Below are 15466 nucleotides of genomic sequence, written 5' to 3'. Positions count from 1 at the left end.
AGCAGACTAACCGCCCCGTCCCGCGCCGTGAAGCCCGATGATCCGGGCGCCTGGTCAGGACGCGTCGGCGCTGAGCGTCCGGGCGATGGACCGGCGGGCCGCGACGCGGGCGGGGACGGCGGTGAGCACCGCCGTGACGGGGAGCGTCGCGAGTGCGGCGGCGAACAGCACCCAGGTGGGAGGCATGGGCGTCTCACCGGCGCTGAAGAGCCAGCACACGAAGATGCCGAAGGGGACGCCGGCGAGCGCGCCCGGCAGGGTCGGGAGGAGCTGCGCGGTGGAGAGCCCGGCCGTGATCTGCCCCGGCGTGGCGCCGAGCGTCCGCGCGACGGCCATGGTCGGACGGGCTTCGAGCGCGGTCGTCCAGGTGACGGTGACGGTGTTGACGGCGGCGAGCGCGATCAGCCCGATGGTGACGGCCAGGAGCATGTGGCGGCCCTGCTCGACCCGCACGTTGCCGAGGTGGGTCGAGCCCAGCCCGTAGTCGAAGTCGGGCTGCGCGTGGAGGACCAGCAGGGCGGTGGTCCCCATCACGGTGACCGCGATGCTGGACGCGTGCAGCACCGCGCGCCCCGGACGCCGGGCGATCAGCCGCAGCCCGAGCAGCAGCGGAGTCGGCAGCAGCGCCGACACGCGGGTCAGCCGGGACCGGTGCGCGGGCCGCTGCGCGGCGTCCGACAGCGCGGCGACGGTCGGGGTGCGCAGCGCCCGCAGCGTCGGGCCGAGGGTGGTAAAGGCGGCCATGGCGAGCGCGACGACCGTCGTGAGGAAGACGACGTCGCCGGACGGGCCCGCGGACGTGCTGAGCAGGCTCGCGGTGGGGTTGGCAGCCACCGGCACGACCAGCCGCGCGATCCCCAGCCCGAGCGCGTCGGCGGCCAGCGCGACGGCCAGGTACTCGCCGAACAGGACGGCGGCGATGAGGCCGGGCGACGCGCCGACGGCTTTGAGCAGCCCGACGCGGCGGGTCTGCTTGGCGGCGCGTCCCGCGGCGAGCGTGGCCACCCCGGCGACGGCCAGGAAACTGAGCAGCCAGCTGCCGATGACCAGGATGGGCTGGCTGTCCCTGAGGACTCTCGCGTCATGCCCGGCCAGGAACTGCCAGCTGAAGGGACGTACTGCGGGGTCTCTGTGGGCGGCCATGAAGTCGCTGGTGGCGTCGGGGGCGCGCAGCTTCAGGTAGATGAGCGAGGTCACCTCCAGATGCTCGGCGGCCGCCAGCGCGCGGGCCTCGGCGTCGCCCATCCAGAGCAGGCCGCTGTAGTCGACCGGGCCGTCGCCCGGCCCGATCATCTGTGCCCCCGGGTAGACGGCGCTCGCCGCGGTCACCGCCGTCCCGACGACGGGCAGCGAGCGGCCGGCGACGGTGACGCGGTCACCGGTCTCGACGCCCAGGGCGGCGGCGAAGCCCCGCTCGACCACGACGCCGCCCGGGCGCACCCAGGAGCCTGAGGTCACCAGCGGGCGGCCGACCGGGCCGGGCGACGCGGGGGCACCTTGCACCACGGCGCGCGACGTGAGTCCGTGCGCGGCCAGCGTCGTGTAGTACTGGCGCTGCGGGCCGCTGTGGGCGACGACCTGCGGATCGTCCAGCAGAGCGGTCAACGGGGTCTGGTCGGTGCCGGGGGTGAGCGCCACCATGTCCGGCCCGGCCGTGGCCTCGCGCGTCTGCCGGTAGAGCGAGTCCGTCGCGCCGTGCAGCGACAGGCCCAGCGCCAGCGTGGCGGTGGCCGCGGTGATCGCGGCGAGGAGCATCGCGGCCGGGCCGGGATGCCTGCGCAGGTCGGCCAGGACGAGGCGGAGCACCAGCAGCGCGCTGCCCATGGCGGTCAGCCGTCCAGCCCGATGAGGCCGCCGAGCCCCCGGGTGCCCGCGAGGCGGGTGTCGTCGACGAACATGCCGTCCCGCATCGAGACCAGCCGGTCCGCGGTGGCCGCGACGCGCTCGTCGTGCGTGACCATCACGAGGGTCTGCCCGGCGGCGCGCAGGCCGGCGAAGAGCCTCAGCACGTCGCGGGTGGCCGCGCTGTCGAGGTTGCCGGTCGGCTCGTCGGCCAGCAGGACGAGCGGCTCGTTCGCCAGCGCGCGGGCGATCGCGACCCGCTGCCGCTGCCCGCCGGACAGCTCCCAGGGCAGGTGCCGGGCGCGGTCGGTGAGCCCGACCCGCTCCAGCAGCAGGGCGGCGCGGCGGCGCGCCGCGCGGGGCGAGCGGCCGGCGAGCAGCGCGGGCAGCTCCACGTTCTCCGCCGCCGACAGCTCCTCCACCAGGTGGAACGCCTGGAAGACGAAGCCGACCGCCCGGCGCCGCATCCGGGCCAGGCCCCGCTCGCTCAGGGAGTCGATGCGCCGGCCGTCCAGCCAGACCTCCCCGCCGGTGGGCCGCTCCAGGCCGCCGAGCAGGTGCAGCAGCGTCGACTTCCCGCAGCCGCTGGGGCCCGTCACCGCCAGTACCTGCCCCTCCGGGACGTCCAGGTCGACGTCGTCGACCGCCCGGACCAGGCCGTGCCCCTGGCCGTGCTCCTTGCGCAGGCCCCGGACCTGCAGCGCGAACTCGCTCATGCGTCCTCGGATCCGTTCCCGGCCCGCGACCACAGCCGCTCGCAGGCCTCCAGCCAGCGCAGGTCGGCCTGGAGCCGCAGCGCGACCCCTTCCATCAGCAGGCCGGCGGTCGAGCCGTCCGGCTCGGCCAGCGCCGCCCGCTGCACCTCGGCCAGCCGCCGCAGCAGCTCGCGGCGCTGCGCGTCCACCAGTTCCACGGGGTCGGCGAGCCGGGCCGCCGCGGCGGCGGCGAGCTTGAGGTGGAACTCCGCCAGGTTCGGCTTCGGCCAGTTCACCTCGGACAGCCAGGCCGCCACCCGCTGCTGCCCGGCCGGGGTCAGGGCGTAGACCTTGCGATCCGGGCGGTCGGGCAGCCCTTCGGCGACCTCGCAGACGACCAGCCCCGCCTTCTCCAGCCGGGCCAGGGTCACGTACACCTGGCCCGCGTTCATCGACTCCCCGAGCGGCCCGAGAGCACTCCGCAGGCGCGCGCGCAGGCCGTACCCGTGCGACGGCTCCTTCGCCAGCAGCGCCAGCACCGCGTCCTGCATGCACCACCCCTAACGGCTAGCTAATAGATAGCGGTTAGCCATAAGGCGGGTCAACACCGGCTTCGGAGAGACCCGCGCAGGGGCATGCCGGCCAGTTTCGACACGGTGATGCGACGACGTGGTTCGGCCAGGCGGCGAGGCTAGCTTGCGGGGGAAGAGGCCACGCATGCGGCGAGGGCCTCACGCAGTCGGAGCTGCTGCTCCCGCGACAAGGGTGAGAACAGCTGCTTCTCGACCGCGCGGACGGCCACGCTGGCCTCGTGCAGTATCGCCTGGCCGTCCCGAGAGAGTTCGGTCGGCAGCGCCCGCCCATGGGGTGCCTGCTCAGGCCGGGTGAGCAGGCCGCGCTCTTGCAGCCGGCGCAGGACGAGGTTCATCGACTGGCGGGTGACGAAGGCGCGGCGGGCGAGCTCGGAGTTGGACAGCCCGGGGGTCTGGCCGAGCAGCTCAAGGCACGCGTATTGGGGAACAGACAGGTCCAGTGGCCGCAGGGCTTCGTCCATCGCGGCGCGCATCGCGGCGTGCACCTGTTTGAGGACGTAACCCACAGACAGCTCTAGATCGCCGACTACGTCTTGCTCCATGTCAGCATTCTGACATACGGTGGATGTCAGCACACTGACATAGGGAGCCATGATGAGTGGAAACGTCACGTACTTCGAGGTGCCGAGCGGCGACATCGCAGCGACCCGGCGGTTCTGGGGCTCGCTGTTCGGCTGGACGTTCTACGAGGGCAACTTCCCGGGCTACTCGATGATCAAGGGGCCCGAGCCGATGGGCGGCGCACCGCACGACGACGCGTCGCGGCACCCGCGGATCTTCTTCGCCGTCGATGACATCGAAGCCGCCGTCGCTCGGGTGCGCGAACTCGGCGGCACGGCAGAGGATCCCGTGACGATCCCGTCCGGCGCGTACGCCCATTGCACCGATGACCAGGGAGTGGAGTTCAGCCTGTCCCAAGAGGCAGGAGAGCACGCTTGAACCGCGTCGACGCCGGCGAGCCGGGGGCACCGGGGTCCCGGCACCTCGTGAGCCCGCTGCTTCCGCTGGCGTTGGCCACCTTCGCGGTCGGTACCGACGCCTTCGTGATGGCGGGGCTCTTGCCGGCCATCGCCGCCGACCTCGACGTGAGCATCCCTGCGGCCGGGCAGTTGGTGACGGTGTTCGCGTTGACGCTTGCCGTCGCGGCGCCGGTGCTCAGCTGGCTGCTGAGCCCGCTGGATCGCCGCAAGGCTCTGCATCTGGCGCTGATCGTGTTCGTCCTCGGCAACGTCGCGACCGCGCTCAGCCCGAACTATCCGATCATGCTGGCAGCGCGGATTCTCACCGCCCTCGGCGCCGCCACGATCACGGCCTCCGCCTCGAGCGCAGCTGTCGCGATCACGTCCGAAGAACGCCGGGGCCGTGCGATGGCGCTGGTCATCGGTGGATTGACCCTGTCCACCGCGCTGGGCATGCCACTGGGCAACTTGATCGGCAGCGTCGATTGGCGCCTCACCCTGTGGGCCGTCGCCGCCCTGGGCGTCGTTGCCGCCATCGGTATCTCGGTGTCGTTGCCCAAGGTGGCGCTGCCGGCGACGAGCCTGACCGCACGCCTGGCTCCGCTGCGCCAGACCAAGGTGCTCACCATCTTGACGGCAACGCTGCTGGTGATGGCCGGCCACTACGCCGTCTACACCTACATCGGCGCGATGACCACCGAAGCCACAGCAGGATCGTTCCCGCAGGCGCTCACCATGATCCTTTTCGCCTGGGGTGTCGGAGTCCTGGCCGGCAACTTCCTCGCCGGCCACCTGGCGGACAAGCTTCCAGCGCTTGGAGTCTCGCTCGCCGCGCTCGCCGGCGGCACCGTGCTGCTCGCGATCAGCCCGCTCACGGTCAGCCACCTGATCATCGCCACCGTCTGGGCCGCCATCTGGGGAGCCACCGACGGCATGGCCTCGGTGGTGCAGCAACACCGACTGGTGACGATCGCGCCCGCCTCGGCACCCTTGCTCTTCGGCCTCAACTCCTCCGCGATCTACGTCGGCGTCGCGCTAGGAGGCGTCCTCGGCGGTCTGTCCCAAGACCGGCTCTCGATCACCCTGCTCGGCGTTCCCGCCGCCGTCCTGGCGCTGCTCGCCACCGCGGTCACCTTCACCGAGGGGCGAGCCAAGAACCAGGCGAAAGTCTCGGCCGTCGAACCCGAGTACTCCCGGTAGGGGTACCGGGAGCACGGTGGTGTGTGCGCGGGGACCGGATGCGGCACATCGACGGCACCGCCCAGCGGGGGCGGTGCCGTCCGGCGGCCGGTTGTGATCAGCGCTTCACTGGGCGGCGCGGGCGATGGGCATGAAGGTGGGGGCCGCGTCCGTGGTCAGGAAGTCGCGGACGACGGCTCGCACCGTTTCCGGATGCTCCATCAGGAGCAGGTGGCTGGCGTTCGGGAGGATGGCCAGTTCGGCGTTCGGCAGGGCCCGGTAGAACGCCACCGTGTGGTCGAGGGTGACCAGGTCGTCGTCACCGGCGAGGACGAGCGTCCGGGCGGTCACCGCGCGCAGTTCGGACGGGTCCAGCGGCGGCTCGGTCTCGGCGGCGTCCACGATCTTGCGGAGGACGACCGGGAAGTGGTCGCGGCCGTCGGGCGACACCTCGGCGTAGGCGTCCACGACCGGGGCGGGCGGTTCCCCGTCCGCGGACGGCTTGTAGATCATCCCGTCGAGGTCGTAGGCGGCGCTGATCAGGACGAGCCGCTCGACCAGGTCGGGGCGGCGCATCGCGACCAGCAGCGCGACCGTCCCGCCGGCGCTGTAGCCGACGAGCCGGGACGGTCCGCCGACGACCCGCTCCAGGAAGTCGACCGTGTCCCGCGCCATCAGCTCCATCGTGATCGGGCCGGGCGCGTCGGGCGTGCGGCCGTGGCCGCGCCGGTCGGGAAGGTAGAGGGTGAACGTGCCGGCGAGGCCGTCGAGGTTGCCGGTGAAGCAGCGGCCGTCGGTCAGCCCGCCGTGCAGGAGCACCACCGGGTCGCCCGCGCCGCGCTCGTCATGCCACATGTGAACGGTGTCGGTCATGCTCTATATACGGGACGGGGGCTGCGGAGTCATCGGCAGCCCGAACATCGGGAACAGGGACGGGTCCAGGTAGGTGGTCATGGTGGCGAGCAGCCCGTCCCGCGCGTCGAGGACGACCAGGCTGAACGCCTTCCCGTCGCGGTACTGCGCGAAGGCCGGGGAACCGTTCGCGGCCGTCCGGACGAGCCGGTCGTCGGCGCAGTCGCCGCCCGCGCCGACCAGCGCGGCCCGGATCGCGTCCCGGCCGCTGAGCCACCAGGCGAACGGCGGCATCGACATGGTGGCGTCCTCGTGGAGCAGCGCGACCAGGCCGTCGACGTCGTAGGAGGTGAACGCCTCGACGTAGCGTTCGAGCAGCCCTTCGTCGACGTCCCCGCCCGGCGCGGGGCGCTCGGACATGGTGGCGCGCGCCCGCTGCAGCGCGCTGTTGACCGCGGCCGGTGTGCTGCCGAGCAGCCCGGCGACCTCGTCCGCCGACCAGCACAGCACCTCGCGCAGGATGAGCACCGCCCGCTGGCGCGGCGGCAGGGCCTGCAGCGCGGCCACGAACGCCAGCCGGATCGTCTCCCGCGCGGCGGCCAGCTCGGCGGGGTCGCCCTCCTCGGGCAGGACGAGCCGGTCGGGAACGGGCTGCACGAACGCGCCCGGCCCGAGCGGCGCGCCGAGGAACCCGCCGGCCGGTGCGGACGGCCCGAGGTCCATCGCCAGCGCGCGCCGCTGGACGCTGCGGGTCATGTCGAGGCAGACGTTGGTGGCGATGCGGTACAGCCAGGTGCGCAGGCCGGCCTTGCGCCCGTCGAAGCGGTCGGCGTTCTTCCAGGCGCGCAGGAAGGTCTCCTGGACGGCGTCCTCGGCCTCGGCGGCACTGGCGAGCATGCGGTAGCAGTACCCGGTCAGCTCGACCCGGTGCGCTTCCAACCGCTGCTCAAAGGCCACGCGGCCACAGTAGATCAGCCCTCTGACACCCCTTCGACGGGCGCCGCCGGGCGGATGGGGCGGAACGACGGGCCGGGCGCGATACTGGCGCGATGGAATTCTTCGTCTACCACCGGGACCGGCCGGGTTCCCTGCCGCTGCGCATGGAGCTGCTGGAAGAGCACTGGTCCTACATGGACGGGTACGGGACGGAGATGATCGCCCGCGGCCCGACGTTCGCGGACGACGGTGAGACGCCCACCGGCAGCGTGCACATCGTCGACCTGCCCGATCCCGCCGCCGCCCGCGCGTTCGCGTTCGACGAGCCCGGCTGGCAGGCCGGCGCGTACCAGGACGTGCTGGTGCGCCGGTGGCGCGACCTGCTGGGCCGCACGATGTGGGACTTCCCCGGCGGACGCGAGGGCGGGGCCCGCTTCCTGGTGCTCGGCCTCGGGTCGGGGCCGGGCGCCGACCTCGCCGTCCCGCCCGGTCGGGACGGTGACCTGGTCGCCTACGGGCCGCTGCTGTCCGACGACGGCACCGCCTGGCTGGGCACGGCGGCACTCGTCCGCGCCGAGGACGAGGACGCGGCCCGCGCCGTCCTGACCCCGGAGGCGTACGCCGCCATCGACGTACGCCCCTGGGAGTTCGGCGGCCGCCGCTAGCGGCGGAGACCGGCGCCGCGCGTCAGAAGGCGGAGGTGTGGGCGGGCTGCCGGCGGCGGCCCCGGCCCACCCGGGTGAAGTGCTCGTCGGCCGGACCGCCGGAGACGCCCACCGGAGGCATGCGGACCTCGACGCGGCCGTTCTCGATCCGCGTCTCGTAGCAGGGCTGCGGCGTGCTGGCCGGGCCGCGCACGATGCCGCCGTCCGAGAACCGGAAGGTGCTGCCGTGCCAGGGGCAGGTGACGCAGCCGTGCTCGAACGTGCCCTCGTTGAGCGGGCCGCCCATGTGGCCGCACGTGGCGTCGAGGGCGTACACCTTCCCCTCCATGCGGTGGAGGAGGATCTGCACGCCGCTCGCCTCGGCGATGCGGTGCTCGCCTTCGGCCAGGTCGTGCTCGCCGAGCACCGGCGTCCACTCCTCCGGGCCGTCCTGCCAGGCGTTGCGGTTGACGTTGACGCCCTGGACGAACGACATGTGGCCGCCGAGGTAGGCGCCGACCGACATCATCCCCAGCCCGGCGAAACCCAGCGCCTTGCCCTTCCGGCGGTCGCCCTTGAGGCGCGCGATGAGGGACGCGACGTACAGCGACAGCGCCGCGGTGTTGCCCAGTGCGTGGACGATCCCCACCCGCCGCTCCGCGCCGAGCGTGTCGCTCCAGTCGTTCAGCCCGGTCATGGCGGTGGGCACCGCCGCGGCGATGCCGGTCCCCACGAGCAGGTCGGCGGACGGCTCGGCGTCGCAGCCGCCCACGGCGTCCAGCAGCGCGGCCATGGTCCACGCGCCGATCGGCACGTCGGTCAGGGTGGGATGCAGCGGATGCCCCAGGTTCGTCCCGCTGAGCGTGTTGCGGACGAAACGCGGCCGCACCGCCTTCTGGACCGCCTTGGCCACCGGTTTCGCGGCCTTGTCGAGCGATTTCGCCCGCTCCAGCCGGCGCACCATCTTCTGCGGCATCCTCATCACGATCATCCCGGCCTCCCCAAGGCACGACTGGCAGTGCTCCGCTAGTCGCCTCTCTATCCCAGGGAACCCCCGCAAAACGTCCGGTCGCGGGCGGGTTGGAGCAGGTAGGTCACCTTCGCGGTGTCCGGTTCGTCATGAGGGTGATGGCGTCTATGAGAGGTTCTCGATCGTGAATGCCCCTGACTTCCTCGCCGACCGGTTCGAGGAGCACCGCCCCCATCTGAAGGCGGTCGCGTACCGCATGCTCGGTTCGCTGGCGGAGGCGGACGACGCGATCCAGGAGACGTGGCTGCGGCTGACCCGCTCCGACGACGCCGAGATCGGCAACCTCGGCGGCTGGCTGACCACCGTGGTCGGACGGGTGTGCCTGGACATGCTCCGCACCCGCAAGCGGCGCGGCGAGGAGCCGCTGGAGGCGCGGCTGCCCGACCCGGTGGTCAGCCGGACGGACGGCACCGACCCCGAGCAGCAGGCGATGCTGGCCGACTCGGTCGGGCTGGCGCTGCTGGTGGTGCTGGAGTCGCTCACCCCGGCGGAGCGGCTCGCGTTCGTCCTGCACGACATGTTCGGGCTGCCGTTCGAGGAGATCGCGCCGATCGTCGACCGCACACCGGCGACGGCCAAGAAGCTGGCCAGCCGGGCGCGGCAGCGGGTCCGGGGCGCGACCCCGCCGCCCGACCCGGACCCGGTCGGCCAGCGCCGCGTGGTGGACGCCTTCCTGACCGCCGCGCGCGGCGGCGACTTCGACGCGCTGCTGGCCCTGCTCGACCCGGACGTGGTGCTGCGCGCGGACGGCGGCATGCTCACCGGCGGGCTGCGCGTCATCCGCGGCGCCGCCGCCGTGGCCGGGCAGGCGCCCACGTTCCGGCGGATGGCCACCGCCGCGACCACGCACGCCGCGCTGGTCAACGGGCTCGCCGGGCTGGTCAACACCATCGACGGCAAGCCGTTCTCGGTGATGAGCTTCACCGTCGCGGACGGCAGGATCGCCGCGATCGACATCCTGTCCGACCCCGACCGCCTGGCGCGCCTCGACCTCGCCGCCGCCGACGGCTGATCGGCCCGTATCCACGTCCTGCGGCCCCCTCGCGACGGCTTCACGCCATCGCGAGGGGGCCTTCTCGTGGATTGCCGAAAAAAACTCTGCTCGATCGGTCACCTTCGCCGGATCCAGGTCGTCAGTGCAGTGAACGAGACGATGAAGCGGGCACGAAAAGGCCCGCACTACTTGGAAAAGGAAACATCCATGACCGCGAAAGAATTCGACGCCACGGCCACCACTTCCCGCTTTTCCGACCCGCAGCAGCTGGTCCCCGAACTCGCCGACGCCGGCGCCGCGCTGTTCAAGATCGCCGGAAACGGGGCGGTGCCGCGCGGCACCATCGCCCTCGTCCACCTGCGGGCCGGCCAGCTCGTCGGGAACACCTACCTGACGATGCTGCACACCGGCAACCTGCGCCGCGCGGACGTGCCGGAGGAGAAGATCACCGCGGTGGCGTCCTGGAAGGACGCGCCCTACTTCACCGCCGCCGAGCGGGTGGCGTTGGAGCTGGTCGAGGCCGTTCTCACCCCCAACCCGGGCGGCGAGCGGGTCCCGGACGCGCTGTACGCGCGGGCGGCCGAGCACTACGACCCCACGGCCCTCGCCACGCTCGCCATGGTGATCGGCCAGGTCAACTTCTTCATCCCGCTCGCGCTGATCGGCAGGCCGCTGCCCGGCGTCTCGCCGGCCGAGCAGTGGCGCCCGGCCGCGGCCGAGTGATCCCCCGGCCCGGGGCGGCCGCCGCCCCGGGCCCGCAATTCCTCCCGCATTTCCCTCCCTGTCGCCGCCCCGCCCGGGATCGACGCGCGTGACCGCACCGCGCCCCGCACGATCCCGGTTCTGGCGGGCCCCGGCCCCCTTTTCGGCCAATCGGCCGCTCAGCGAAAGAAATGGTCATGACTCATGCCCTCATCAGGCGGGGGCCCGCGCTCGCGCTGCTCGCCGCCACGCAATTCGTGCTGGTGCTGGACGCCTCGATCGTCGGGGTGGCGATGCCGTCGATCGGCGGCGACCTCGGGTTCGCCCCGGACGAGCTGTCCTGGGTCGCCAACGCCTACACCCTGACCTTCGGCGGGCTGCTGCTGCTCGGCGGCCGCGCCGCCGACCTCGCCGGCCGCCGCCGCATGTTCATGATCGGCATGGCGCTGTTCGCCGCCGCCTCCCTGGCCGGGGGCCTCGCGGTCACCGGCGGCATGCTGGTGGCCGCCCGCGCCGCCCAGGGCGTCGGCGCCGCGCTGGTGTCCCCCGCCGCGCTGTCCCTGGTCATGACGGTCTTCCCGGCCGGGCCCGACCGCAACAAGGCGATGGGCGTGTTCGGCGCGGTCGCCGGCGCGGGCGGCGCCGCCGGGTCGATCCTCGGCGGGATGCTGACCCAGTGGCTGGGCTGGGAGGCCACGCTGTACGTGAACGTCCCGCTCGGGCTGGCGGCGATCGCGCTGGCGCCGCGGCTGCTGCCCGAGGCGTCCGACCGCACGGTGCGCGGGTTCGACCTGCCCGGCGCGCTGACCGCCACCGGCGGGCTGGCGCTGCTGGTCTACACGCTGGTCGAGGGCGACGACGCCGGCTGGACCTCGCCGCGCACCCTCGGCCTGGGCGCGGTCGCGGTGGCCCTGCTCGCGGTGTTCCTGCTCATCGAGGCGCGCACGGCCCACCCGCTGCTGCCCCTGAAGATCTTCCGGCAGCCGGTGCTGCGCGGCTCCAACCTCGCCGCGGTGCTCACGCTGATGGCGATGGCCCCGCTGTTCTTCTACCTGACCTTCTACATGCAGCAGGTCGTCGGCTTCGGCCCGGTCCGCGCCGGGCTGGCGCAACTGCCGCTGGCGCTGGCGATCGCCGCCACCGCCGGCGCGGCGGGCGCGCTCATCGCCCGGCTCGGGCTGGGCACCGCGATGGCGGCCGGGCTCGTGATCACCGGCGCCGGCCTCGCCTGGTTCTCCCGCATGTCGCCGGACGGCGGCTTCGTCACCGACGTGCTCGGCCCGACGCTCGTCATCGGCGTCGGCGCGGGGCTGGCGTTCGTCACCACCACGGTCGGCGCGACGTCCGGCACCCGTCCCGAGCAGGCCGGGCTGGCGTCCGGGCTGTTCAACACCGCGCAGCAGGTCGGCGGGTCGCTCGGCCTGGCCGCCGTGGTCGCGATCTCCACGTCCCGCACCGCCGACGCCGTGGCCGGCGGCGAGCGCGACCCGGCCGCGGCCCTCACCGAGGGGTACGGCGCCGGCATGCTCACCGCCGCCGGCATCGCCCTCGCCGCGGGGCTGCTCGCCGCCGTCCTCGTCCCGCGCCGCCCGGCGCCGGCACCCGACCTCGAAGCCGCCGCCCCGACTCCACAGCCCGCCGAGCCCGCCGCTTCCTGACCGCACACCCCGTCGACCACTGGAAAAGAGCGTCCGATCATGATTTCTCCCAAGAGCACCGAGCAGCCGTCCATCGCCACTCTGACGACCGCCGACGCCGGCACCCGCACCATCTGGCACGGTGCCTGGACGGCCGCGGTCATGCGCCCGTCCGCCGCACCCTGGTTCCCCACCTGGGCGGAGGACGGCTTCGCCGACCAGTCGGTCCGGCAGATCGTGCGCGTCAACGCGGGCGGCACCAAGGTCCGGATCCGGCTGTCCAACGCCTACGGAGCCGCGCCTCTGCAGGTGACCGGCGCGAGCATCGGCCTCACCGCCGAAGGCGCGGCCGTGCGGCCGGACACGATCCGTCAACTGCGCTTCGCGGGCTCGCCGTCGGCCCTCGTCCCCACGCGCGGCCGGATCGTCAGCGACCCGGTCGACCTGCCCACCCGGCCTCGGGAGCAGCTCACGATCACGCTGTACTTCAAGGACGCCACCGGCCCGACCACCCACCACCAGCTGTCGATGACCACGTCCTACCGCGCCGCCGGCGACCACCACCGCGACCCGTCCGCCGCCGCCTACACCGACAGCATCGAGCCCGGTTTCGGCTCCTGGTACTTCCTGGAGGGCGTCGAGACCTCTGGCGGGGGCCCGCGGCTTCCGGCGGTCGTCGCCTTCGGCGACTCCATCACCGACGGGTTCGGCGCGAACGTCGACGGCGACGACCGCTACCCCGACGCCCTCGCCGAGCGCCTCGCCGCCGCCGGCCGTCCCCACCCGGTGCTGAACGCGGGCATCGGCTCCAACAAGCTGCTCACCGACTCGGCCTGCGGCGGCGACTCCGGGGTCTCCCGGTTCGCCCGCGACGTCCTCGACCAGCCCGGCGCCGGCACCGCGATCGTCCTGATCGGCATCAACGACATCCAGCTGAACGACGACCGGATGTGCGGCGTCGACCTCGACGACCCACCGGTCACCGCACAGCGCCTCATCGACGGCCACCAGGCGCTGATCCGCGCCGCCACTGCTCGCGGCGTCACGGTCGTCGGCGGCACGCTCACCCCCTTCCAAGGCTCGGCCGGGTGGACGGCCGAGGGCGACGAGATCCGCCGCCAGGTCAACCGGTGGATCCGCACCTCCGGTGCCTACGACGCCGTCGCCGACTTCGACCGGGCCCTCGACCCGGACGGCACCGGCAGCGTCCCGGACGCCCTGCACATGGGCGACCACATCCACCCCAGCCCCGCCGGTTACCGGGCCATGGCCGGCGCCGTCGACCTCGCGGACCTGGCGGAACGTCAATGAAATAGGCGGGCCCGGCCGCAGCCTGCGGCCGGGCTCGTCTCGTCGGCTGTGATGGCCGCGAAGAAGGCGGCGTCCCGCGCGCCGGGCCGTCGTAGGCTGAACCCGCAGGTGACGGACGGGAGGCTGCGGTGACCGAGACGACCGTGGACGCGGTGATGGCCGAACTCGCCGAGCTCGACGACCCGAAGATCCGCGCGGTGAACGAGAAGCACGGCGACGACCACGGCGTGAACCTCGGCAAGCTGCGCGCGATCGCGAAGCGGCTGAAGACGCAGCAGGACCTCGCGGACCGGCTGTGGGAGACGGGCGACTCGGCGGCGCGGCTGCTGGCGCTGCTGGTCTGCCGTCCGAAGGCGTTCGAGCGCGACCGGCTGGACGCCATGCTGCGCGAGGCCCGCACCCCCAAGGTGCACGACTGGCTCGTGAACTACGTGGTGAAGAAGAGCCCGCACGCCGAGGAGCTGCGCCTGGCCTGGTTCGCCGACCCGGACCCCGTGGTCGCGAGCGCCGGCTGGGCGCTGACCACCGAGCGCGTGTCGAGGAAGCCCGACGGCCTCGACTTCCCCGGGTTGCTCGACATCATCGAGGCGCGGATGAAGGACGCTCCCGAGCGGCTCCAGTGGGCGATGAACCACTGCCTGGCGCAGATCGGGATCGACCACGCCGAGCACCGCGCCCGCGCGATCGGCATCGGGGAGCGGCTGGAGGTCCTCAAGGACTACCCGACGCCCCCGAACTGCACGTCCCCGTTCGCCCCCATCTGGATCAACGAGATCGTCCGCCGCCGGCAGGACGCGTAGGCGGCGTCGCAGGCGTCACGCGTTCGCTCGTTGCGGCGCGCCCGTCCTGTCGAAGGGGTGCCTGGTGGACGTGGTGACCGGGCCGCGGCGGGCCATGGCGACGGCCAGGTAGAGCGTGCCGGCGGTGAACGCGGCCATCAGGCCCACATGCCACGGCACCGTCCAGTGGGCGTTGGTAAGGCCCAGATGGACGAGCAGGACGAGGGCGATGCCGCGTCCGACGATGGCGATCCCGGCGATGAGGTGTTCGTCGCGGCGAGCGCCCCGTTCGGTGGAGAGGGCGCGCAGAAGCAGCAGCGCGGCGGCCAGGAGCACGGCGTTGGCGGCGATCAGCGGGGCGGTGGGATGGCGGACGGCCGCGACCAGCAGGAGCGTCCCGGCGGTCCAGCAGAAGGCGCTGAACAGGCAGGTCCAGCCTCGGCCGTGCCGGACCAGGAAGGTGCGCTTGCCGAACATCTCGTCGCCGCGGACGTCACGGAAATCCTTCAGCAGAATCCGGCCGATGAACCCGACATAGAGCCCTGCGAGCAGGAGCAGATCGCCTTTCCGCACGGTGTCGCGCACCGCGAATACCCCGGTCAGGTAAGGGACGGCGACGTAGCAGGCGGGCAGTACAAGAGGCGCCACCACACCACGGGCGGCCAGTCGTACGGGACGCAGCGAATAGTTGGCGCTGATGGCAAGCCCGACCACGGTCACCACAATGGCCGGCCAATGCAATGTGAGACTCGCCGCGAGGGCCAGGACGGCGGCGGTGACACCGGCCACGACCATCTCGCGGCGGTGCGCGGTGCCGGTCACCAGAGGACGCCCCGGGTCGCCGGGCAGGTTCACCCGGTCGATGAGCACGTCGGCGATGTCGTTGCAGGCCACCGAGAACACCAGGAAGCCGAAGACCACGACGAAAGCCCGTGCCAGCAGGACGCGGTCTTCGCCGTGGCCAGCCTGGGCCAGTCCGGTGGCAGTGAACAGTGCCAGCAGCACGATGACGGGCGGGCGTGCCATCCGGATCAGCAGGAGAAGCCGCCGGGTCATTTGTTGCTCCCGAAATTGGCCATGCCGAAGACGAGGAGAACGAGCACACCGACCACGGTCAGGCCGCCAATGATCAAACAGACCGCCAGCACGGTCGTCAGCACCACCACCAGCAGGCGGTCGGCCTTGCTCTCGGGTCGTCGGCCCATGGGCCGATCCTGTGCCCGCCCGGCGGGCGGCACATGGGATGAAGTACTCAGAACGCCTGAGTACTCCTACTCGGATTCCGGGCGCCGCGATGGGCCGTGCGGGCCGTC

Annotated in this window: 17 protein-coding genes; 8 read left to right on the top strand and 9 right to left on the bottom strand. The window is 72.8% G+C overall.

Translation table 11 applies throughout. The features are described from left to right. Nucleotides 1-54: 54 nt before the first annotated feature. The 4 genes from HUT06_RS02350 to HUT06_RS02335 form a co-directional block, all read right to left on the bottom strand. A complete protein-coding gene (locus tag HUT06_RS02350; RefSeq protein WP_176194188.1) occupies nt 55-1824 on the bottom strand; it encodes an FtsX-like permease family protein in 1770 nt (589 codons plus the stop codon). Nucleotides 1825-1829: 5 nt separating this feature from the next. Continuing rightward, nucleotides 1830-2558, bottom strand: a complete 729-nt coding sequence (locus tag HUT06_RS02345; RefSeq protein ID WP_176194187.1) for an ABC transporter ATP-binding protein — start codon at nt 2556-2558, stop codon at nt 1830-1832. Beyond that, nucleotides 2555-3088, bottom strand: a complete 534-nt coding sequence (locus HUT06_RS02340; RefSeq protein ID WP_176194186.1) for a PadR family transcriptional regulator — start codon at nt 3086-3088, stop codon at nt 2555-2557. The genes HUT06_RS02345 and HUT06_RS02340 overlap by 4 nt, the downstream gene beginning before the upstream one ends. Nucleotides 3089-3228: 140 nt before the next feature. Beyond that, on the bottom strand, nt 3229-3672 hold the full coding sequence (locus HUT06_RS02335; RefSeq protein WP_176194185.1) for a MarR family winged helix-turn-helix transcriptional regulator: 444 nt from the start codon (nt 3670-3672) through the stop codon (nt 3229-3231). 49 nt (nt 3673-3721) lie between these two features. Between HUT06_RS02335 and HUT06_RS02330 the strand changes: the two genes are divergently transcribed. Together HUT06_RS02330 and HUT06_RS02325 are read left to right on the top strand one after the other, a co-directional pair. Then, nucleotides 3722-4069, top strand: coding sequence for a VOC family protein (locus tag HUT06_RS02330; RefSeq protein ID WP_217711153.1), 348 nt, complete (start codon nt 3722-3724; stop codon nt 4067-4069). Beyond that, nucleotides 4066-5289 (top strand): MFS transporter, encoded by a 1224-nt coding sequence (locus tag HUT06_RS02325; RefSeq protein ID WP_176194183.1) that lies wholly within the window; start codon nt 4066-4068, stop codon nt 5287-5289. The genes HUT06_RS02330 and HUT06_RS02325 overlap by 4 nt, the downstream gene beginning before the upstream one ends. A 105-nt stretch (nt 5290-5394) precedes the next feature. Here the strand turns inward: HUT06_RS02325 and HUT06_RS02320 are convergent, their stop codons facing one another. Both HUT06_RS02320 and HUT06_RS02315 read right to left on the bottom strand, forming a co-directional pair. Then, nucleotides 5395-6141, bottom strand: a complete 747-nt coding sequence (locus HUT06_RS02320; RefSeq protein WP_176194182.1) for an alpha/beta fold hydrolase — start codon at nt 6139-6141, stop codon at nt 5395-5397. Between the two features lie 3 nt (nt 6142-6144). Continuing rightward, nucleotides 6145-7077 (bottom strand): sigma-70 family RNA polymerase sigma factor, encoded by a 933-nt coding sequence (locus HUT06_RS02315; protein ID WP_217711152.1) that lies wholly within the window; start codon nt 7075-7077, stop codon nt 6145-6147. Nucleotides 7078-7169: 92 nt separating this feature from the next. Between HUT06_RS02315 and HUT06_RS02310 the strand changes: the two genes are divergently transcribed. After that, nucleotides 7170-7721, top strand: coding sequence for a YciI family protein (locus HUT06_RS02310; RefSeq protein WP_176194181.1), 552 nt, complete (start codon nt 7170-7172; stop codon nt 7719-7721). Between the two features lie 22 nt (nt 7722-7743). Here HUT06_RS02310 and HUT06_RS02305 read toward each other — a convergent pair whose 3' ends face one another. Continuing rightward, on the bottom strand, nt 7744-8691 hold the full coding sequence (locus HUT06_RS02305; RefSeq protein WP_217711151.1) for a Rieske 2Fe-2S domain-containing protein: 948 nt from the start codon (nt 8689-8691) through the stop codon (nt 7744-7746). A gap of 163 nt (nt 8692-8854) precedes the next feature. On the opposite strand from HUT06_RS02305, the gene sigJ reads away from it, so the two are divergent. The 5 genes from sigJ (at nt 8855) to HUT06_RS02280 (ending at nt 14174) form a co-directional block, all read left to right on the top strand. After that, nucleotides 8855-9742, top strand: a complete 888-nt coding sequence (sigJ, locus tag HUT06_RS02300; protein ID WP_176194180.1) for an RNA polymerase sigma factor SigJ — start codon at nt 8855-8857, stop codon at nt 9740-9742. Nucleotides 9743-9931: 189 nt separating this feature from the next. Beyond that, on the top strand, nt 9932-10447 hold the full coding sequence (locus tag HUT06_RS02295; protein WP_176194179.1) for a carboxymuconolactone decarboxylase family protein: 516 nt from the start codon (nt 9932-9934) through the stop codon (nt 10445-10447). Nucleotides 10448-10623: 176 nt separating this feature from the next. Beyond that, a complete protein-coding gene (locus tag HUT06_RS02290) occupies nt 10624-12084 on the top strand; it encodes an MFS transporter (protein ID WP_176194178.1) in 1461 nt (486 codons plus the stop codon). Between the two features lie 39 nt (nt 12085-12123). Next, nucleotides 12124-13374: an SGNH/GDSL hydrolase family protein gene (locus HUT06_RS02285; RefSeq protein ID WP_176194177.1), complete on the top strand. Its 1251-nt coding sequence runs from the start codon at nt 12124-12126 to the stop codon at nt 13372-13374. Nucleotides 13375-13529: 155 nt separating this feature from the next. Then, nucleotides 13530-14174: a DNA alkylation repair protein gene (locus HUT06_RS02280; RefSeq protein ID WP_176201085.1), complete on the top strand. Its 645-nt coding sequence runs from the start codon at nt 13530-13532 to the stop codon at nt 14172-14174. A gap of 15 nt (nt 14175-14189) precedes the next feature. Here HUT06_RS02280 and HUT06_RS02275 read toward each other — a convergent pair whose 3' ends face one another. Both HUT06_RS02275 and HUT06_RS02270 read right to left on the bottom strand, forming a co-directional pair. Then, complete coding sequence (locus HUT06_RS02275; RefSeq protein WP_176194176.1) at nt 14190-15209, bottom strand: UbiA family prenyltransferase; 1020 nt, start codon at nt 15207-15209, stop codon at nt 14190-14192. Then, nucleotides 15206-15358, bottom strand: a complete 153-nt coding sequence (locus HUT06_RS02270; RefSeq protein WP_176194175.1) for a hypothetical protein — start codon at nt 15356-15358, stop codon at nt 15206-15208. Before HUT06_RS02270 ends, HUT06_RS02275 begins: the two co-directional genes overlap by 4 nt. Nucleotides 15359-15466: the final 108 nt, after the last annotated feature.

This window comes from Actinomadura sp. NAK00032, assembly GCF_013364275.1.
GTDB lineage: Bacteria > Actinomycetota > Actinomycetes > Streptosporangiales > Streptosporangiaceae > Spirillospora.
The sequence above is the reverse complement of the archived record's forward strand: the minus strand, read 5'-3'. Positions and strand labels throughout refer to the sequence as shown.